13 protein-coding genes and 1 pseudogene are annotated in these 19697 nt (G+C 70.7%); 7 read left to right on the top strand and 7 right to left on the bottom strand.

Annotation, left to right across the window (positions count from 1 at the left end; translation table 11 throughout):
- The first annotated feature begins 129 nt into the window (after nt 1-129).
- Nucleotides 130-1926 (top strand): phosphomethylpyrimidine synthase ThiC, encoded by a 1797-nt coding sequence (gene thiC / locus ACFPZJ_RS08935; RefSeq protein WP_381019338.1) that lies wholly within the window; start codon nt 130-132, stop codon nt 1924-1926.
- Between the two features lie 70 nt (nt 1927-1996).
- On the top strand, nt 1997-3472 hold the full coding sequence (locus ACFPZJ_RS08930) for a VWA domain-containing protein (protein ID WP_381019336.1): 1476 nt from the start codon (nt 1997-1999) through the stop codon (nt 3470-3472).
- Nucleotides 3473-3776: 304 nt separating this feature from the next.
- Here the strand turns inward: ACFPZJ_RS08930 and ACFPZJ_RS08925 are convergent, their stop codons facing one another.
- From ACFPZJ_RS08925 to ACFPZJ_RS08915, 3 genes are all read right to left on the bottom strand, one after another.
- Nucleotides 3777-4646: a hypothetical protein gene (locus ACFPZJ_RS08925; RefSeq protein WP_381019334.1), complete on the bottom strand. Its 870-nt coding sequence runs from the start codon at nt 4644-4646 to the stop codon at nt 3777-3779.
- A 184-nt stretch (nt 4647-4830) separates the two neighbouring features.
- Nucleotides 4831-5922 (bottom strand): metallophosphoesterase family protein, encoded by a 1092-nt coding sequence (locus ACFPZJ_RS08920; protein ID WP_381019332.1) that lies wholly within the window; start codon nt 5920-5922, stop codon nt 4831-4833.
- 401 nt (nt 5923-6323) lie between these two features.
- Entirely contained in the window at nt 6324-7436 is a 1113-nt protein-coding gene (locus tag ACFPZJ_RS08915) for a LacI family DNA-binding transcriptional regulator (RefSeq protein WP_381019330.1), read from the bottom strand.
- A gap of 442 nt (nt 7437-7878) precedes the next feature.
- Here ACFPZJ_RS08915 and hisC point away from each other — a divergent pair, with 442 nt between their 5' ends.
- Nucleotides 7879-8958 carry a histidinol-phosphate transaminase gene (gene hisC, locus ACFPZJ_RS08910; RefSeq protein WP_381019328.1) on the top strand — a complete coding sequence of 360 codons (1080 nt, stop codon included), beginning with the start codon at nt 7879-7881 and terminating at the stop codon, nt 8956-8958.
- Between the two features lie 91 nt (nt 8959-9049).
- On the opposite strand, the gene ACFPZJ_RS08905 is transcribed toward hisC, so the two are convergent.
- The gene (locus ACFPZJ_RS08905; protein WP_381019326.1) at nt 9050-9445 is read right to left on the bottom strand and encodes a cyclophilin-like fold protein; all 396 of its coding nucleotides are present in this window, start codon (nt 9443-9445) and stop codon (nt 9050-9052) included.
- 200 nt (nt 9446-9645) lie between these two features.
- Here ACFPZJ_RS08905 and ACFPZJ_RS08900 point away from each other — a divergent pair, with 200 nt between their 5' ends.
- From ACFPZJ_RS08900 to ACFPZJ_RS08885, 4 genes are all read left to right on the top strand, one after another.
- Nucleotides 9646-11154, top strand: a complete 1509-nt coding sequence (locus ACFPZJ_RS08900; protein ID WP_381019324.1) for a cytochrome ubiquinol oxidase subunit I — start codon at nt 9646-9648, stop codon at nt 11152-11154.
- A 20-nt stretch (nt 11155-11174) separates the two neighbouring features.
- Nucleotides 11175-12179, top strand: coding sequence for a cytochrome d ubiquinol oxidase subunit II (gene cydB, locus ACFPZJ_RS08895; RefSeq protein ID WP_381019322.1), 1005 nt, complete (start codon nt 11175-11177; stop codon nt 12177-12179).
- 12 nt (nt 12180-12191) lie between these two features.
- The gene (cydD, locus tag ACFPZJ_RS08890) at nt 12192-15701 is read left to right on the top strand and encodes a thiol reductant ABC exporter subunit CydD (RefSeq protein WP_381019320.1); all 3510 of its coding nucleotides are present in this window, start codon (nt 12192-12194) and stop codon (nt 15699-15701) included.
- 153 nt (nt 15702-15854) lie between these two features.
- On the top strand, nt 15855-16910 hold the full coding sequence (locus ACFPZJ_RS08885; RefSeq protein ID WP_381019318.1) for a M23 family metallopeptidase: 1056 nt from the start codon (nt 15855-15857) through the stop codon (nt 16908-16910).
- A gap of 160 nt (nt 16911-17070) precedes the next feature.
- Here the strand turns inward: ACFPZJ_RS08885 and ACFPZJ_RS08880 are convergent, their stop codons facing one another.
- The 3 genes and pseudogenes from ACFPZJ_RS08880 to ACFPZJ_RS08870 all read right to left on the bottom strand — a co-directional run bounded on the left by ACFPZJ_RS08880 (nt 17071) and on the right by ACFPZJ_RS08870 (nt 19581).
- On the bottom strand, nt 17071-17958 hold the full coding sequence (locus ACFPZJ_RS08880) for a Cof-type HAD-IIB family hydrolase (RefSeq protein ID WP_381019316.1): 888 nt from the start codon (nt 17956-17958) through the stop codon (nt 17071-17073).
- A 126-nt stretch (nt 17959-18084) separates the two neighbouring features.
- Entirely contained in the window at nt 18085-18987 is a 903-nt protein-coding gene (locus tag ACFPZJ_RS08875; RefSeq protein ID WP_381019314.1) for an LLM class flavin-dependent oxidoreductase, read from the bottom strand.
- Nucleotides 18988-19028: 41 nt separating this feature from the next.
- Nucleotides 19029-19581: pseudogene (locus tag ACFPZJ_RS08870) on the bottom strand (RNA 2'-phosphotransferase).
- Nucleotides 19582-19697: the final 116 nt, after the last annotated feature.

Genomic DNA, 19697 nt, shown 5'->3' with positions numbered 1-19697 from the left:
CCCAGCGATGTTTCACATGAAACATCGCCGGAGCCGAGTGATGTTTCACACGAAACCTCGGCAGACGGAAACCGCTGCGTCGACCGCCGAACCTGTTACCGGGTAATGCCGGCGTAGGGAGTAGGTCTCATGACCAACAAGGACGCACGCACGCCTGCCTCCACGCAGAACCCGACGGAGACGTCGGTGAACGGAGAGGCCGGGAAGTCCATCGGCTGGCACAAGGCGTACATCGAGGGCTCACGCCCCGACCTGCGCGTGCCGGTCCGTCAGGTGCACCTCACCAACGGACAGTCGGTCACGCTGTACGACACCTCGGGCCCGTACACCGATCCGCTCGTCGACACGGATGTCCGCAGGGGCCTGCCGCCGCTGCGGGAGAACTGGATCGTCGCCCGCGGCGACACCGAGGAGTACGCGGGCCGTCCCGTCCGTCCGGAGGACGACGGGATCAAGCACACCTCGCCGCGCGGTGGACTGCGCAACCTGGACGCGGTCTTCCCCGGACGGCCGCGACAGCCGCGCCGGGGCCGCGACGGCAAGGCCGTCACGCAGCTCGCGTACGCCCGCCGCGGTGAGATCACACCCGAGATGGAGTACGTGGCCATCCGGGAGAACGTGTCGCCCGAGGTGGTCCGCGAGGAGATCGCGGCTGGCCGTGCCGTACTGCCCGCCAACGTCAACCACCCGGAGATCGAGCCGATGATCATCGGCAAGCGCTTCCTGGTGAAGGTCAACGCCAACATCGGCAACTCGGCGGTGACGTCCTCCATCGAGGAGGAGGTCGAGAAGATGACCTGGGCGACCCGCTGGGGCGCCGACACGGTCATGGACCTGTCCACCGGCCGCAACATCCACACCACCCGCGAGTGGGTGCTGCGCAACTCCCCCGTCCCCATCGGCACGGTGCCGCTCTACCAGGCCCTGGAGAAGGTCGACGGCAGGGCCGAGGAGCTGACCTGGGAGATCTACAAGGACACGGTCATCGAACAGGCCGAGCAGGGCGTGGACTACATGACGGTCCACGCGGGCGTGCGCCTGGCGTACGTGCCGCTCACCGCCAACCGCAAGACCGGCATCGTCTCGCGCGGCGGCTCCATCATGGCCGCGTGGTGCCTGGCGCACCACAAGGAGTCGTTCCTGTACGAGAACTTCGAGGAGCTCTGCGAGATCCTCGCCGCCTACGACGTCACGTACTCCCTTGGCGACGGCCTGCGTCCCGGCTCCATCGCCGACGCCAACGACGAGGCGCAGTTCGCGGAGTTGAGGACCCTCGGGGAACTCAACCGGATCGCGAAGCGTTTCAACGTTCAGACCATGATCGAGGGCCCGGGCCACGTCCCGATGCACAAGATCAAGGAGAACATCGACCTTCAGCAGGAGATCTGCGATGAAGCTCCGTTCTATACGCTCGGCCCGCTGACCACGGACGTCGCGCCGGCGTACGACCACATCACCTCCGGCATCGGTGCCGCGATGATCGCCTGGTGGGGCACGGCCATGCTGTGTTACGTCACGCCCAAGGAGCACCTGGGCCTGCCGAACCGTGACGACGTCAAGACCGGCGTCATCACCTACAAGATCGCCGCCCACGCAGCCGACCTCGCCAAGGGCCACCCGGGTGCCCAGGAATGGGACGACGCGCTGTCCGACGCCCGCTTCGAGTTCCGGTGGGAGGACCAGTTCAACCTCGCCCTCGACCCGGACACGGCACGGGAGTTCCATGACGAGACCCTGCCCGCCGAGCCCGCCAAGACGGCCCACTTCTGCTCGATGTGCGGTCCGAAGTTCTGCAGCATGAAGATCTCGCAGGACATCCGCCGTGAGCACGGCGGCAGCCGGACGGAGATCGAGGAGGGCATGGCCCAGAAGTCGAAGGAGTTCGCGGCCGCGGGCAACCGCGTCTACCTGCCGATCGCGGACTGAGGCCGGCGAGGGGGCGGCCCGTCCGGCCTGCCCCCTCCCACCACGGGTCGTGGCTCGGCAGACTGAGGCCATGACAGCGATGCCCCTGAGCAAGGGCGCCAACGTGCCCGTCGATTCGTCCACCGTGCGCGTCGAGCTCACCTGGTCCGCCGCACCCGGTGTGCCCGAGGTCGACGCCTCGGCCCTGCTGCTCACCGCGGCGGGACGCGTGCGCGACGACGGCGACTTCGTCTTCTACAACCAGCCGCGCCACACGTCGGGTGCCGTACGGCACGTGGGCAAGCGGAGCGCCGCCGGCGCCACGACCGACACGGTCGAGGTGGACCTCGGTGCCCTGGAACCGGCCGTCGAGCGCATCGTGCTGTCCGCCTCGGCCGACGGCGGGACGTTCGGTCAGGTGCCCGGCCTGACGCTGCGGCTGCTCGACGCGGGAGCGGGGACGGAGCTCGCCCGGTTCGACATGGCGGCCGAGACGGAGACCGCGATGATCGGCGGCGAGCTGTACCTGCGGCAGGGCAGGTGGAAGTTCCGGGCGGTGGGGCAGGGATACGCCTCCGGGCTCGCGGGGCTGGCCACGGACTTCGGCATCACCGTGGACGATGCTCCCCCGGCCGGGCCCGCGGCGACGCCGACGGCTACGGCCCTGACAGCACCGCCGACGCCATCGGGTGGCCCGACCGCCCCCACCCCGGCACCGACTCTCGCGCCGATCACCCCGCCGACCGTACCCCCGGCCGCACCGCCCACCCCACCGGCCGCGCAAGCCACTCCGCCCGCCGGCCCGCGTCTGACGAAGGGCGAGGAACGGCTGCCGGTGGACATGCGCAAGCGGCTCTCCCTGCGCAAGGAGCAGGTGGCGGTCAGCCTCCGGAAACACGGAGCGGTCGGGGTGACGGCCCGCGTCGTCCTGGTCCTCGACGCCTCGGGCTCGATGTCCTTCCTCTACTCCAAGGGCATCGTGGCCGACGTCGTGGAGCGGATGGCCGCGGTCGCCGCACAGCTGGACGACGACGGCGAGATGCAGGCCTGGACGTTCGCCTCGAACGCGGCCCGGCTGCCCGATCTGCGGCTGGGCGAGCTCCCTGAGTGGCTCCAGCTCCACGTGCGCGTGGGACAGATCGGCCTCTTCCGCCGCGGCAGGCCGAAGGGACTGCTGGACGGCCAGGTCGACATGCGCACGGTCGGCATCCAGAACGAGGAACAGAAGGTGATCGCCCAGGTCCGTGACTTCGTCCGGGAGAACCCGGCGGCCGCGCCCACCCTGGTGCTGTTCTTCTCCGACGGAGGGGTCTACCGCAACGCCGAGATCGAGCGGCAGCTCCGCGAGGCGGTGGACGAGCCGATCTTCTGGCAGTTCGTGGGGCTCGGGCGATCCAACTACGGCGTGCTGGAGCGGTTCGACACGCTGCCCGGCCGCCGCGTCGACAACGTCGGCTTCTTCGCCGTGGACGACATCAGCGCCGTCCCCGACCAGGAGCTGTACGACCGTCTGCTGTCGGAGTTCCCGAGCTGGATCACCGCCGCCGGCCGAGCGGGCATCATCTGATCGGGCCCCGTGCCCCAGGACATGGCCCCGTGCCCCGAAGGCTTGTGCCCCATGACTGGTCCCTCGCTCATGTGACCTGGCCCGTCGTGCCGTGGCCCGGTCTCTCGTGCCCGTGGCGCGGCGTCTCGTGCCCGTGGCCCGGTGCCTCGTACCTGTGACCCGGTCCTCGTACCCGTGGCCCGGTGCCGCTTTCCCGGCCACGGCCGGAGCACCCGGCTTGCGCTCCGCGAGGCTCACAGCCTCTCGCACGGCCCCCGCCACGCGGCAAGGAGCGCAAGCCGACGGTTCCGGATGGTGCCGACGGCTACTCCGGCTGGTGTTCCGGCCCCCCGAAGTCCGGGCTGGTGTAGTCCGGGCTGCTGAAGCTCGGCCGCGGACCGCCCGTGGAACCGTCGCCCGGGCTGGTGAAACCCGGTCGGTCGTATCCCAGGTGCGGGATGCGGTTGGTCGGCGCGGGCGGTGCCGTAGGGTGCAGTGCGGCGGTCGTCCCCGGGGCCGCCAGGGCCTCCCGCAGGAACGGCAGGATGCCGCGCTCCAGCAGGGCATCCCGCCAGGCCTCCCTTGCCCGGACCACTTCCCCGCCCAGTTCGCCGTACGGACCGGAGTCGGCCGTCGGCTTGTTGCGCAGGGCGGTGATCAGCAGTCCCACGGCGGCGGTGAGGATCGCCGCGGCGGTCACGGCGCCGAACACCCATCCGGTGGTGAGCATGGTCTGGGCGAACGCCGGCTCCGGGTCGAGCATCTTCAGGATGTAGCCGACGAGCAGGAAGATCGCCGCCGCTGTGCCGGCCAGGACAGGTGCCAGGACCGCGACGACGGCGACGGCGCCCGCGCCGGCGGTCTCGGCGACCTCACCCATGGTGGTGGCGAGCCCCACCGTGCTCGCACCCGGCTCGGACGAGCCGGACTCCCGCACGGACGACGGGGTGGACGGCGCCGGCCGGCGCAGTTCCTCGCGGACCTTGACGTAGTGCTGGTACTCGGTCGCCGCGGCCGCCGTGATGAGCGCGGTGGCGTTCAGCGCCATGGTGCGCAGCTGTTCGGGGTTGAGCCGCTGTCCGACAGCGGCCAGTTCCGGTCGGTGTGGTGCGGAGCGCAGCGCCTCATCGAGGATCCGCTCGAACTCCGGGCGGTCCTCGCTCAGCAGGTGCTGCGGAACGCTGTTCATGTGCATCCCCCGATGCTCCGTAGGGCTTGGGGCTCGGCATGCTGACGAGCCGTCGGGCAGAAACGGAGGGGAGCCTGCTACGGATAAGCCGATGGTAGAGCGGTGACGGCATGCGGTGACAGGGGGTTTGCCGAAATTGGGCCTTGCCCGGCACAGTCCACTGTCGGTGGAACACCTGCTCGCCGAACGTTCACATGTCGAGCGGCAGTTGCTGGACCAGCAGTTTTCCGGCCATGGTCACGCCGCCGTCCATCGCGATGGCGAGTCCGTCGGCGTACACGTGCGGTCCCGCGACGACGGGCCCCGAGCTGTCCTCGCCCTCCTCGGAGCCGACCTCGCCCAGCAGATACGGAATCGGGCTGTGGCCGTGAACGATGCGGGTGCCGCCGTACGTATCCAGCAGTGAGCGCACGGCGTCGGCGCCGCCCTCGTCGCGGAAGGAGAACCGCTTGGTGAACTTGCGGAACAAATCCCACACCTCGTCCGCGTCGTTGCGCGTGAGCGTCTCGCGGACGGTGTCGTTGACCTCTTCGATGGACCGGCCGTAGTCGAGGTAGGCGGTGGTGTCGGAGTGGACCAGCAGGTGCCCGTCGACCTCCTCGAGGGCGTCCAGGCGGGCCATCCACTGCAGGTGGTGGTCCTGGAGGCGGTCCATGTCGGTCTTCTGGCCGCCGTTGAGCAGCCAGGCCGCCTGGAAGGTGGCGGTGCCCGCGCCGGAGTTGACGGGCGTGTCCCCGAACCGCTTGGCGCCGAGCAGCAGCAGCTCGTGGTTGCCCATCAGCGCCTTGCAGTAGCCGCCGGCCGCGGCGGCCTCGGCCGACAGCCGCATCACCAGGTCGATGACGCCGATGCCGTCCGGGCCGCGGTCGGTGAAGTCGCCGAGGAACCACAGCCGCGCGGTGCCCGCGCACCAGTGACCGGCAGCGTCGATCAGGCCCTTCTCCTGCAGGGCGGCCAGCAGCTCGTCGAGGTAGCCGTGCACGTCGCCGACCACGTACAGCGGGCCCGGGCCGTCGGCCGGCTGCGGGGCTGCCACGACAGCCGGGTCGACGGTGACCTGCACCGTGTCGCCGCGGTTGATGACGGGCAGGTCGCGCTCGGTCGGCGTGTACCCCTCCGGGTAGGTCTCCCCGGCGGGCGGGACCACCTCGCCCGGGTGCGTGCTGTGGGCGTACGGACCGGTCTCGTGCACGTACGCGGGCACCCGGAAGTCGCGCAACGTCGCCGTCCGCTCCACCTCGGGTCCCTGACCGGCCCCCTGAGTCATCGACCCCTCCACCATCGCCCGCATCTGCACCGCATCGGACCGCCTGGTCGCAGCAGCCGCCGGTGTCGTGGGCCCATCATAGGAATGCGAATCCCGCCATGTGATGACCCAGGGGTGGTGAATCAGAGCAAGAGTCCAGTTCACCGTGGCTTTCGCCCCGATTGGGCCGGGCTTTGACCACCCTGCGACCGTCCTCACACGCCTGCTCTTCGCGAGACCGGCCCCTCCCCTCCGGGAGACCGGCCCCGGTTCTCCCCAGAAGTGTGGGTCCGTCGCGCACGAGGGCAGGTCCCTCGTCTGCCGGGCGCGCGTGTCGCCGCGCACCGTGCACGGGTCCCCAGCGAGGACCGGTCCCGCGCCCCTCCGAGGACTGGTCCCGGGCTGCCATCCGGTCCCCCGCTCCATCGGAACCGGTGCTACGTCTCGTCGGACGACCGCGGCGGGCTGACCGTGGTACGCGGCGAACGCCGCTGCGACGAGGTGCGCACGATCAGCTCGGTAGGTATCACCTGCTCCACCGGCTGCTCCGACTCGACCCCCTCGATGGCGTCGATGAGGAGCTGCACGACCGCCGTGCCGATCCGGCGAGGCTTCAGCGACAGGGTTGTGATGGGCGGTTCGGTGGTGGCGTACACGGTGGACTCGCTGCAGCAGACCAGAAGCAGGTCGTCCGGTACGCGCAGACCGTAACGACGGGCGGCGGCGAGCAGGTCGGTGCCGTTCGGGTCGAACAGGCCGTAGACCGCGTCGGGCCGGTCCGGGCGGGCGAGCAGCCGGTCGGCCGCGACGGCGCCCGCGCACGGATCGTGCGCCGGATAGGCCTCGTACACCGGGTCCTGGCCGACGCGCTCGCACCAGCGCAGGTAGGCGGTGGTCGACAGGTGGGTGTACGTGTCCGTGCTCGTGCCCGTGAGCAGGCCGATCCGGCGGGCGCCGGCGTCGGCCAGGTGGTCGAGGATGCCGAGGACGGCGGCTTCGTGGTCGTTGTCGACCCAGGCGGTGACGGGGAGCGAGCCGGCCGGGCGGCCGTCGGAGACCACCGGCAACCCCTGCCGGACCAGCTCGCTGACCACCGGGTCCTGGTCGGAGGGGTCGATGACGACCGTGCCGTCCAGGGCGACGTTCGACCACACGTCGTGGCGGGAGGTCGCGGGCAGGATGACGAGGGCGTAGCCGCGGGCCAGCGCGGCTGAGGTGGCGGCCCGTGCCATCTCGGCGAAGTACGCGAACTCCGTGAAGGTGAAAGGTTCATCCCCGTACGTCGTCACGGTCAGGCCGATGAGTCCCGACTTGCCGGTACGGAGTGTCCGGGCGGCGGCCGAGGGGCGATAGCCCAGCCGGTCGGCGACCTCGCGGACATGGCGCCGGGTGGCGTCCGGGAGCCGGCCCTTGCCGTTGAGGGCGTCGGAGACGGTCGTGATGGAGACTCCGGCGGCGGCGGCCACGTCCCTGATGCCCGCCCGGCCCGGCCGGCTGCCTCTGCGTGAGGTTTCCGCGCGGCTCACCTGGTGCTTCCCTGCTGCTGTCATGGCGAGCCGATAGTAGGGCTCATGCGGTGGGGTAGGGCGGACGCATATGCACGCGTTGACAGGCACGTTTCTGCATGATCAGAAATGGTCAATTCCCTTGGAACACCAGGGAGTTGACCGGCCCCATGCCAGGACCTGACTTGTCTGCGGGTGCGGGCCTGTCCCGTGGCCGATGTTGCGAAGAGGTCTCAACTCACCCTCACGGGGGACGCGCGCCACGGCGTGAGACATGGGCGCGTAGATATATGTACGGCGCGCCCCCTGAGTTCGTGCGCCTTCGGACGGTGATGCCCCTGATGCCGTCGGGGTGGGCGGGGCGAGCTCCCGCCTGAGGGAGGAGACAGGTCACACCTATACGCAGCGACGGCGAATCCTCATAAGGTGAGGAGTATTGGATGTCGGCGGCGGTCATGGGCCGCCGGTCTTCGCGAGGAGGACTGCGGTGAGCGAGACGAGCCCGAAGCTGCGCGCCGAGCTGGAGGGTATCCCCACCTACAAGCCGGGCAAGCCCGCCGCGGCCGGCGGTCCGGTGGCGTACAAGCTGTCCTCCAACGAGAACCCCTATCCGCCGCTGCCGGGCGTGATGGAGACGGTGACGGCCGCGGCCTGCAACTTCAACCGCTACCCGGACATGGCCTGTACGGGACTGTTGAACGAGCTGTCCGAGCGGTTCGCCGTCCCCGTTTCCCACGTGTCCACCGGCACCGGCTCGGTGGGTGTCGCCCAGCAGCTGATCCAGGCCACCTCCGGCCCCGGCGACGAGGTGATCTACGCCTGGCGGTCCTTCGAGGCGTACCCGATCATCACGCAGATCAGCGGGGCGCGCTCCGTTCAGGTGCCGCTGACACCCGGTGACGTGCACGACCTTGACGCGATGGCCGACGCGATCACCGACCGGACCCGGATGATCTTCGTCTGCAACCCGAACAACCCGACCGGCACGGTGGTGCGGCGGAGCGAGCTGGAGCGCTTCCTCGACCGGGTGCCCGGCGACATCCTGGTGGTGCTGGACGAGGCCTACCGCGAGTTCATCCGCGACCCCGAGGTACCGGACGGCATCGAGCTGTACCGCGACCGGCCGAACGTCTGTGTGCTGCGGACGTTCTCCAAGGCGTACGGCCTGGCAGGGTTGCGCGTCGGTTTCGCGATCGCCCATGAGCCGGTGGCCGCCGCGCTGCGCAAGACGGCGGTGCCGTTCGGGGTGAGTCAGCTGGCGCAGGACGCGGCGATCGCCTCGCTGCGTGCCGAGGACGAACTGCTCGGCCGCGTCGGCTCATTGGTGTGCGAGCGCACGCGCGTGGTCGACGCGCTGCGCGCCCAGGGCTGGACGGTGCCCGAGACCCAGGCCAACTTCGTGTGGTTGCGGCTGGGCGAGCGTACGGTCGCGTTCGCCGAGGCCTGCGAGCAGGCGGGCGTGGTCATCCGGCCGTTCCCCGGCGAGGGTGTGCGGGTGACGGTCGGGGAGTCCGAGGCGAACGACATCTTCCTGAAGGTGGCGGAGGGCTTCCGCAAGGAGCTCTAGTCACGAGGAGCTCCAGTCACAGGGAGCTCCAGTCACAGGGAGCTCCAGTCACGGGGAGCCCCAGTCACAGGGGGCTTTAGTCACAAGGAGCTCAGTCACTCACCAGTTCCACGCGTACGGGGTCGCCGTTGCGCACGGTCGCCAGGAGGCGGGGGTCGCCGTCGAGGCGGCCCAGGACATTGCACGGGCTCGCGAGGCGGCACTCGTCGCCTCGCGAGATCGGAGTCGGTCCGTAGGGGAGCGCCAGGGCATCGCCATCGGTCCAGAAGGCGACCGTTCCCGGCTCCACGACCTGCCGTGCGTCCGTTTCACGTGAAACGGACACTCCTGTGTCGAAGTACACCTCCTCGCCCCAGGTGCGGGCGGAGGAGGCGAGTGGCAGCGCCGTGATGAGGGCCTGCGTCGTCGGGGTGTCGTCCAGGGTCGCGGTGAGGTGCCCTGAGGGCCAGGAGAGCCGTATCCGGGCCTGTGATGGCTGTGTCTGCATGGCGCGGATTCAACAAGATGTTGAAGTTCCCGCCAAGGGGTTGACGGAAAAGGGACCCCCCGTGCGTGTGCCGAAAATCGGTACGTCATAATGGCTTGTGAATGTGAACGCTTTCACAAGCGCGTCCCGGTTGATCCCGATATGTACGGACAAGCGGGGCGAACTGCCGCTGTGACCACGGCGATGTAAGGAGAGACGACGTGGACCTGGCTCTGGCGCCGGAGACCCTGGCGCGATGGCAGTTCGGCATCACCACCGTCTACCACTTCCTCTTCGTGCCCTTGACGATCTCCCTGGCGGCCCTCACCGCCGGGCTGCAGACCGCCTGGGTGCGCACCGAGAAGGAGAAGTACCTCCGGGCGACGAAGTTCTGGGGGAAGCTCTTCCTGATCAACATCGCGATGGGCGTGGTCACCGGCATCGTGCAGGAGTTCCAGTTCGGCATGAACTGGTCCGACTACTCCCGCTTCGTCGGTGACATCTTCGGCGCACCGCTGGCCTTCGAGGCCCTGATCGCCTTCTTCTTCGAGTCCACCTTCATCGGCCTGTGGATCTTCGGGTGGGACAAGCTGCCCAAGAAGATCCACCTGGCGTGCATCTGGATGGTCTCGATCGGCACGATCCTGTCGGCGTACTTCATCCTCGCGGCCAACTCGTGGATGCAGCACCCGGTGGGCTACCGGATCAACGAGGCGAAGGGGCGGGCCGAGCTCACCGACTTCTGGCTGGTCCTCACGCAGAACACCGCCTTGGCCCAGGCCTTCCACACCCTCTCGGCAGCCTTCCTGACGGGCGGTGCCTTCATGGTCGGCATCGCGGCCTACCACCTGCTCCGCAAGAAGCACATCCGCGAGATGAAGACCTCGTTGCGGCTCGGCCTGGTCACCGTCGCCGTCGGCGGCCTGCTCACCGCGGTCAGCGGTGACGTGCTCGGCAAGATCATGTACGAGCAGCAGCCGATGAAGATGGCCGCGGCCGAGGCGCTGTGGGACGGCGAGAAGCCGGCGCCCTTCTCGGTCTTCGCCGTCGGTGACGTCGACAAGGGCCACAACAAGGTCGCCATCGAGATCCCGGGCCTGCTCTCCTTCCTCGCCAAGGATGACTTCAGCTCGTACGTGCCCGGCATCAACGACGTCAACAAGGCCGAGCAGGAGAAGTACGGTCCAGGGGACTACCGGCCCAACATCCCCGTCGCCTACTGGGGCTTCCGCTGGATGATCGGCTTCGGCATGACGTCCTTCGCGATCGGCCTCGCCGGACTGTGGATGACCCGGAAGAAGTTCCTGCTGCCGCAGCACCTGAGGGTCGGCGAGGACGAGGTCCCGCGCCTCGTGCCGCTGCCCACCAAGGCCCTCGGCCCGAAGCTCACCACCTGGTACTGGCGCATCGCGGTCCTCACCCTGGGCTTCCCCCTGATCGCCAACTCGTGGGGCTGGATCTTCACCGAGATGGGACGCCAGCCGTGGGTCGTCTACGGCCTGTTCCAGACCCGGGACGCGGTCTCCCCCGGCGTCTCCCAGGCCGAGGTCCTCACCTCGATGATCGTCTTCACCACGCTGTACGCGATCCTTGCCGTCATCGAGGTGAAGCTGCTGGTCAAGTACGTCAAGGCCGGGCCGCCCGAGCTCACCGAGGCCGACCTCAACCCGCCCACGAAGATCGGCGGCGACACCCGTGACGCCGACAAGCCGATGGCCTTCTCGTACTAGGCCGAGGGAGCTGCACCGTCATGGAACTGCACGACGTCTGGTTCGTCCTGATCGCCGTCCTGTGGATCGGCTACTTCTTCTTGGAGGGCTTTGACTTCGGGGTCGGCGTCCTCACCAAGCTGCTCGCCCGGAACCGTCCTGAACGGCGGGTGCTGATCAACACGATCGGGCCCGTCTGGGACGGCAACGAGGTGTGGCTGCTCACAGCGGGAGGCGCGACCTTCGCCGCCTTCCCCGAGTGGTACGCCACGCTCTTCTCCGGCTTCTACCTGCCCCTGCTGGTCATCCTGGTCTGCCTGATCGTCCGGGGCGTCGCCTTCGAGTACCGGGTGAAGCGGTCCGAGGAGAACTGGCAGCGCAACTGGGAGACCGCGATCTTCTGGACCTCCCTCATCCCCGCGTTCCTGTGGGGCGTGGCCTTCGCCAACATCGCCCGGGGCGTGAAGATCAACGCCGATCTGGAGTACGTGGGCGGTGTCACGGACCTGTTCAACCCGTACGCGCTGCTCGGTGGCCTGGTCACGCTCTCGCTGTTCACCTTCCACGGCGCGGTGTTCACGGCGCTCAAGACCGTCGGTGACATCCGGGAGCGGGCACGGAAGCTGGCGGGGCGTGTGGGTCTCGTCACGGCCGCGCTGGCGCTGCTGTTCCTGCTGTGGACCCAGGCCGACCACGGGGACGGCAAGAGCCTGGTCGCGCTCGTCGTGGCCGTCGCCGCGCTCGTCGCCGCCCTGGCCGCCAATCAGGCCGGGCGTGAGGGGTGGTCGTTCGCGCTGTCCGGCCTGACCATCGTGGCCGCGGTGGCGATGCTCTTCCTGACGCTGTTCCCGAACGTCATGCCGTCCACGCTCGACCCGGGCTGGAGCCTGACCGTCACCAACGCCTCCTCCAGCCCGTACACCCTGAAGATCATGACCTGGCTCGCGGCGATCGCCACACCGGTGGTCGTGCTCTACCAGGGCTGGACCTACTGGGTGTTCCGCAAGCGGATCGGTACGCAGCACATCGCCGAAACCGTCCACTGAGGTGTGTTTCACGTGAAACCAATCGATCCACGGCTCCTGCGGTACGCCCGTGCCACCCGGCTCTTCCTGGTGGCGATCGTCGGCCTGGGGGCCGTGGGCGCGGGACTGGTCATCGCGCAGGCCATGCTCATCGCCGAGGTGGTGGTCGGTGCCTTCCAGCACAGGATGCCGGTCACCGAACTGCGGACACCCCTGCTGCTGTTGGCCGCGGTGGCGGGCGGACGTGCGGTGGTCGGCTGGCTCACCGAGCTGGCCGCCCACCGGGCGAGCGCGGCGGTGAAGTCCGAGTTGCGCGGGCGGTTGCTGGAGCGGGCGACGGCGCTCGGTCCCGGGTGGCTGAGCGGGCAGCGGACCGGATCGCTGGTCGCCCTGGCCACTCGGGGCGTCGACGCCCTCGACGACTACTTCTCGCGTTATCTGCCGCAGTTGGGACTCGCGGTGGTCGTGCCGTTCGCGGTGCTGGCACGGATCGTCACCGAGGACTGGGTATCGGCGGCCATCATCGTCGGCACACTGCCGCTCATTCCCCTCTTCATGGTCCTGATCGGCTGGGCCACCCAGTCCCGGATGGACCGCCAGTGGCGGCTGCTGTCCCGGCTGTCCGGGCACTTCCTGGACGTCGTCGCGGGACTGCCGACGCTGAAGGTGTTCGGACGCGCCAAGGCGCAGGCCGAGTCGATCAAGCGGATCACCGGTGAGTACCGGCGGGCGACCATGCGCACGCTGCGGATCGCCTTCCTGTCGTCGTTCGCGCTGGAACTGCTCGCGACGATCTCGGTGGCGCTGGTCGCCGTGACGATCGGGATGCGGCTCGTGCACGGCGAGATGGACCTGTACATCGGTCTGGTCATTCTGATCCTCGCGCCCGAGGCATATCTGCCGCTGCGGCAGGTCGGGGCGCAGTACCACGCGGCGGCCGAGGGGCTCGCGGCGGCCGAGGAGATCTTCGAGGTCCTGGAGACGCCGGTGCCGACGACCGGCACCGGCGCCGTCCCGACGGGTGCGGTTGCCTTCGAGGGCGTCACGGTCCGCTACCCGGGGCGGTCGGCGGACGCCGTGTCGGACGTGTCCTTCACCGTCGAGCCGGGGGAGACGGTCGCCCTCATCGGGCCGAGCGGGGCGGGCAAGTCCACGCTGCTCGACGTGCTGCTGGGGTTCGTCCGGCCGACTGACGGGCGGGTGAGCGTGGGGGGAGTCGATCTCGCCGACGTCGATCTGGCGCAGTGGCGGTCGCGGATCGGGTGGGTGCCGCAGCGCCCCCACCTGTACGCAGGGAGTGTCGCCGAGAACGTACGGCTGGCGCGTCCGGAGGCGGACGACGACGCAGTACGGCGGGCGCTGGCCGACGCCGGGGCGCTGGAGTTCGTCGCGGCACTCCCCCACGGCGTCGACACCGTGCTGGGTGAGGACGGGGCCGGGCTGTCCGCCGGGCAGCGGCAGCGGCTCGCGCTGGCCCGGGCGTTCCTCGCGGACCGGCCTGTGCTGCTGCTGGACGAGCCGACGGCCGCTCTGGACGGGGCAACCGAGGCCGAGGTCGTGGCGGCGGTGCGCCGGCTGGCGGCCGGGCGGACCGTGCTGCTGGTGGTGCACCGGCCGGCGCTGCTGGCGGTCGCGGACCGAGTGGTGCGGTTGGAGATGGCCGAGCACCCCGAGCGGGCCGAAGAGCCCAGCCGTCCCGTTCGTGGCGCAGCCGCGGGCTCCGCCGCGCGTGCGGTCGAGGCGGAGCCCGTGCCGGTGGGGACTCCCGCCGAACCCGTCCCGGAGCCCGTGTCGGGCGGCGTCCTGGCCCGGGTCCGCCTTCTGGCCGGTGCCCGGCGCGGCCGGCTCGGTCTCGCGCTGCTGCTCGGAAGCCTGGCGCTGGGAAGCGCCGTCGGGCTCATGGCCACCTCGGGGTGGCTCATCTCGCGGGCCTCGCAGCAGCCGCCCGTGCTGTACCTGATGGTGGCCGTGACGGCGACACGTGCCTTCGGGATCGGGCGGGCCGTCTTCCGGTACGCCGAGCGGCTCGTATCGCACGACGCGGTGCTGCGGATGCTGGCCGACACGAGGGTCGCCGTGTACCGGCGGCTGGAGCGGCTCGCGCCCGCCGGTCTGCGTCACGCCCGCCGGGGCGACCTGCTCTCCCGGCTGGTCGCCGACGTGGACGCGCTGCAGGACTACTGGCTGCGGTGGCTGCTGCCGGCCGGTGCGGCCGTCGTGGTCTCCGCCGTTTCCGTCGGTTTCACGGCATGGCTGCTCCCCGAGGCCGGAGCGGTGCTGGCGGTCGGGCTGCTGGTCGCGGGGGCCGGTGTGCCGCTGGTCACCGGTGCCGTGGCGCGGCGCGCGGAGCGCCGACTGGCCCCCGCTCGCGGGCAGTTGGCGACGCGCGTGACCGACCTGCTCACGGGCACCGCCGAGCTGACCGTCGCCGGTGCCCTGCCCGCCCGAGCCGACGCGGCACGGCGGGCCGACGGCACCCTCACCCGGATCGCCTCGCGCGCCGCCACCGCCACCGCGCTCGGCGACGGCCTCACCGCGCTGATCTCCGGCCTGACCGTCACGGCCGCCGCCCTGGCCGGCGCGCAGGCGGTCGCCGCCGGAAGGCTGGACGGCGTCCTGATGGCCGTCGTCGTCCTCACCCCGTTGGCCGCCTTCGAAGCCGTCCTCGCACTGCCACTGGCCGTGCGGTACCGGCAGCGGGCCCGCAGGAGCGCCGAGCGCGTGTACGAGGTGCTGGACGCGCCCGAGCCGGTGCGGGAACCGGAGCAGGCCCGCCAGGCGCCCGGGTCTCCGTTCCCGCTCGTCGTCCAGGGCCTGGCCGCCCGCCACGCCGGACAGGACCGCGAGGCGCTCACCGCGCTCGACCTGACCCTGGAGCGGGGCCGCCGGATCGCCGTGGTCGGCCCGTCCGGGTCCGGCAAGACGACCCTGACGCAGGTGCTGCTGCGGTTTCTCGACGCGGAGGCGGGCTCGTACACGCTCGCCGGTGTGGACGCCAACGCCCTGGACGGCGACGACGTACGACGGCTCGTCGGGCTGTGCGCGCAGGACGCGCACCTCTTCGACAGTTCGGTGCGCGAGAACCTGTTGCTGGCCAGGCGGGACGCCACCGACCAAGAGCTGCGTGACGCCCTCGCGCGGGCCCGGCTGCTGGAGTGGGCCGACAGTTTGCCCGACGGGCTCGACACGCTGGTCGGTGAACACGGGGCGCGGCTGTCCGGCGGACAGCGGCAACGGCTGGCGCTCGCGCGCGCACTGCTCGCCGACTTCCCCGTCCTGGTCCTCGACGAGCCCGCCGAGCACCTCGACCTGCCGACCGCCGACGCGCTCACCGCCGACCTGCTCGCCGCCACCGAGGGCCGTACGACGCTGCTCATCACCCACCGCCTGACCGGGCTCGAGGCGGTGGACGAGGTGGTCGTGCTGGACGAGGGCCGTGTGGTGCAGCGCGGGCCGTACGCCGAACTGGCCGTGGTGGACGGGCCGCTGCGGGAGATGGTGGAGCGGGAGGCGGAGTCGGAGGAGTTGGTGGGAGCGGCCTGACCGGGCGACGGGCGGACGCCCGGTGATGCCATGTCACCGTGGCTCGGCCAGACGCCCGTTCGGCCGTACAGCTGATCCGTTCGTGGCGTGCGTTCCCCCAGCCGTACGACGTGAGCAGGCCCGTGTACCGGAGCGCGGGCCACGATCGCTGGCATGCGCCTCTCCCGTCGCCGCCCCGTGCTCGTCGCCGTGCTGCTGTGCGCGCTCGCCGTGCTCGCGGCCCGGCCCGCCGAGGGGGACGACCCGCACGGCTCGGACACCGGCTCCGGCATCAGCGCCGAGGTGGCCCGGCTGTACGAGGACGCGGCTGTGGCGACGCGGCGGTACGAGGAGGGGCGGCGGGAGGCCGAGGCGCAGCGGGCGCGGGCGCAGCGGCTGGAGGACCTCCTCGACCGCCGGCGGCGCGAGATCGCGGCGCTGCGCGCGGACATGGGCCGTATCGCCAGCGCCCAGTACCGCAGCGGTGGCGGGCTACCGATCGCCGCCCAGATGATCCTGGCGAAAAACCCCGACGACCTGATGCGCAGTCACCACGTCTTCTCCCAGGCGCATCTCGCCCTGAACAACACGATCGTCAAGAGCCGCCGCGCCGAGGCCCGGCTCGCCGCGGACGAGGCCAGGGCATCGGCGGCGTGGCGGGCGCTGGAGGAGCGCAACGCCGAGCTCGCCGAGGTGAAGCGGGGCATCGAGGCGAAACTGGAACAGGCACGGCAGCAGCTCCAGGGGCAGGCGGACGCCTCGGTCGCGGCGGGCGCCTGCCGGGGGGCCGTCCGCCTCGACCAGCCGGCCATGCGCTTCTCCAAGCCCTGGGTCGCGCCGGTGGAGACCTACCAGCTGTCCGCGTCCTTCGGCAGCGGCGGCGCACGCTGGGTGAACCGGCACACCGGGCAGGACTTCGCGGTGCCGATCGGCACGCCGGTGCGGGCGGTCGGCCAGGGGCGGGTGGTGAAGGTGTCGTGCGGTGGCCCCTTCGGCATCGAGATCGTCCTGGAGCACGCGGGCGGTTACCACACGCAGTACGCGCACCTCGCCGCTGTCGCCGTCGACCAGGGCGAGCACGTCGTCACCGGGCAGTGGATCGGCCAGTCGGGCACGACCGGCAACTCCACCGGACCGCACCTGCACTTCGAGGTACGGGTCACTCCTCAGACGGGCTCGGCGGTTGACCCGGTGCCGTGGCTGGCGGCACGCGGAGTGCCGCTCGGCTAGGACGAGGGCGCACTGGGCCCCGGCCCGGCCACGGCGAGCGCACGACGAGGGTCGGCGAGGGAGCCGGTCGGGCAGCGATCGGGGAGCCGATCAGGCGAAAGAGCCGGTCGCCGAGCGGGCCGGGGAGCCGATCAGAGAACGATCAGGGAGCGCGGCAGCGCTACGCCCGCTCCGCCAGCAGCTGCTCGATCACGACCGCGACCCCGTCGTCGTTGTTGGCCACCGTCCGCCCCGAGGCCGCGGCGACCACGTCCGGGTGCGCGTTGCCCATCGCGAACGACCGGCCCGCCCACGTCAGCATCTCGACGTCGTTCGGCATGTCTCCGAAGGCGACGACCTCCTCGTGCGAGATGCCCCGCTCGGCGCAGCACAGAGCGAGTGTGCTCGCCTTGGACACATCGGGCCCGCTGATCTCCAGCAGGGCGCTGGGGCTCGACCGCGTGACGTTGGCCCGGTCGCCGATGGCGAGCCGGGCCAGGGTGAGGAAGGCGTCGGGATCGATCTCGGGGTGGTAGGCGAGGATCTTCAGCACCGGCTCGGCGGCGGCTGCTCCGTCCTCGGCCAGCAGTTCCTCGGCGGGCGCGAGGCTGTCGGGGATCTCCATGTGCAGCTTCGGGTACGCCGGCTCCTGGTAGAAGCCGTACGTCTGCTCGACCGCGTACACCGTGCCCGGCGCCGCCTCACGCAGCAGCCGTACGGCGTCCAGGGCGTTGTCCCGTGCGAGCTCGCGCACCTTCACGAACCGGTGGGCGCCGGGGCCGCCGTGCAGGTCGACCACGGCGGCGCCGTTGCCGCAGATCGCCAGGCCGTGGCCGTGGACGTGGTCGCTGACGACGTCCATCCAGCGGGCCGGGCGGCCGGTGACGAAGAAGACCTCGATGCCCGCCTCCTCGGCGGCGGCCAGCGCGGCGACCGTGCGTGGGGACACCGACTTGTCGTCGCGCAGCAGGGTGCCGTCGAGGTCGGTGGCGATCAGCCGCGGCGGAAGGGCGGCGGCCGGTATCTCGGGCTGTCGGGTCGCTGAGGTCACCCGGCCATTGTCCCGCATATGCCTGCACGGGCGTGCGGGGGTCCGCACAACTGAGTACCGGCATCCGTATAGACATGCACAGCCGTATCCGCATGCACGGCCGTGCACTGGCGGCTCACAGCCGCGCCGACGCAGCAGGGGCGCTCAGGCCAGCTGGGCCGGAGCCTCCATGGCGATCTGCTCGAAGACCTTCTCGTCCGCCGCGAAGTCCGAGTCGGGGATCGGCCAGTGGATCACGATTTCGGTGAAGCCCAGCTCCTGGTGGCGGCCCGCGAAGTCGACGAACGCGTCCAGTGACCGTAGCGGACGGCCACGGTCCGGGGTGAACCCGGTGAGCAGGACCCGGTCGAGCTCGGTCACGTCCCGGCCCGCCGCGGCGCACGCGTCGGCCAGTTTCTCGGCCTGTCCGCGAAGGGCCTGCACCGACTGCTCGGGCGTGCCGTTCTCGAACAGTTTGGGGTCGCCGGTGGTCACCCACGCCTGCCCGTACCGCGCGGCGAGCCTGAGCCCGCGCGGCCCGGTCGCGGCCACCGCGAACGGCAGCCGGGGACGCTGCACACAGCCGGGGATGTTGCGCGCCTCGTGCGCCGAGTAGAAGTCGCCCTCGTAGGAGACGGAGTCCTCGGTGAGCAGCCGGTGGAGCAGCGGCACGAACTCGGCGAAGCGGTCGGCCCGCTCGCGCGGCGTCCACGGTTCCTGGCCGAGGGCGGTGGCGTCGAAGCCGGTGCCCCCGGCGCCGATGCCCAGCGTGACGCGCCCGCCGGAGATGTCGTCGAGGGAGATCAGCTCCTTGGCCAGGGTCACCGGGTGCCGGAAGTTCGGCGAGGTCACGAGCGTGCCCAGGCGTAGCCGGTCGGTGACGGCGGCCGCCGCCGTCAGCGTGGGCACGGCACCGAACCACGGCCCGTCGCGGAAGCTGCGCCAGGACAGGTGGTCGTAGGTGTACGCGGCGTGGAAGCCGAGCTGCTCGGCACGCGTCCAGGCCGAACGGCCACCTTCGTGCCAGCGGCGGTAGGGCAGGATCACGGTGCTCAGACGCAGACTCATGCCGACGAGCCTAAGCGGCGGGCATGTTTCACGTGAAACGGTCAATGGCTCTGGGGAAAGCGCAGGTACCGCGCCGGTACCGCCCGGGTCAGCCACACCCCGTTCGCGCTCACATGAAAGACGTGGCCGTCGCGGTGCATGGCGCTCGCGTCCACCGTCAGAACGACCGCGCGGCCCCGGCGGGCGCCGACGCGGGTCGCCGTCTCACGGTCGGCCGAGAGGTGCACGTCGTGCCTGTTCATGGGCCGGAGGCCCTCCGTGCGGATCGCGTCCAGGAAGCGGGCCACGGTGCCGTGGTAGAGGTACGGCGGCGGGGGGGGGGGCGGGCGGCAGGCCGAGATCGACCTCGATGCTGTGGCCCTGGCTGGCCCGGATCCTGCTGCCTTCCACCGCGAAGCGCCGCTTGTCGTTCGTGGCCACGACACGGTTGAGTTCCTCGCGCGTGAAGGGGAAGCCGTGGGCGACCGCGGCCGCCATCAGTACGTCGATCTCCACCCAGCCGCTCTCGTCGAGCGTGAGGCCGATCCTCTCCGGCTGGTGGCGCAGATGTTTCGAGAGGTACTTCGACACCTTCACGGTGCGTCTTTCGTCCATGCCACCAGCCTGCCGGGAGAGACAGGAATCACGCGATCGATTTCGCCCAGGAGGTTTGATCCACACCTCTCGGCAGTTATCCACAGGACGGGGAACCGTCGCTGTGGACAACTGGC

The organism is Streptomyces bullii (assembly GCF_042657145.1).
Lineage (GTDB): Bacteria > Actinomycetota > Actinomycetes > Streptomycetales > Streptomycetaceae > Streptomyces > Streptomyces bullii.
This window is presented reverse-complemented; position numbering and strand designations above follow the sequence as displayed.

Excerpts from the sequence above, each read along its gene's own strand:
- ACFPZJ_RS08875 (WP_381019314.1), bottom strand. The coding sequence starts at position 18,987 with ATGAGTCTGCGTCTGAGCACCGTGATCCTGCCCTACCGCCGCTGGCAC.
- ACFPZJ_RS08925 (WP_381019334.1), bottom strand. The coding sequence starts at position 4,646 with ATGCACATGAACAGCGTTCCGCAGCACCTGCTGAGCGAGGACCGCCCG.
- ACFPZJ_RS08920 (WP_381019332.1), bottom strand. The coding sequence starts at position 5,922 with ATGGTGGAGGGGTCGATGACTCAGGGGGCCGGTCAGGGACCCGAGGTG.
- ACFPZJ_RS08880 (WP_381019316.1), bottom strand. The coding sequence starts at position 17,958 with ATGCGGGACAATGGCCGGGTGACCTCAGCGACCCGACAGCCCGAGATA.
- ACFPZJ_RS08930 (WP_381019336.1), top strand. The coding sequence starts at position 1,997 with ATGACAGCGATGCCCCTGAGCAAGGGCGCCAACGTGCCCGTCGATTCG.
- ACFPZJ_RS08885 (WP_381019318.1), top strand. The coding sequence starts at position 15,855 with ATGCGCCTCTCCCGTCGCCGCCCCGTGCTCGTCGCCGTGCTGCTGTGC.
- ACFPZJ_RS08915 (WP_381019330.1), bottom strand. The coding sequence starts at position 7,436 with ATGACAGCAGCAGGGAAGCACCAGGTGAGCCGCGCGGAAACCTCACGC.
- ACFPZJ_RS08905 (WP_381019326.1), bottom strand. The coding sequence starts at position 9,445 with ATGCAGACACAGCCATCACAGGCCCGGATACGGCTCTCCTGGCCCTCA.
- cydB (WP_381019322.1), top strand. The coding sequence starts at position 11,175 with ATGGAACTGCACGACGTCTGGTTCGTCCTGATCGCCGTCCTGTGGATC.
- thiC (WP_381019338.1), top strand. The coding sequence starts at position 130 with ATGACCAACAAGGACGCACGCACGCCTGCCTCCACGCAGAACCCGACG.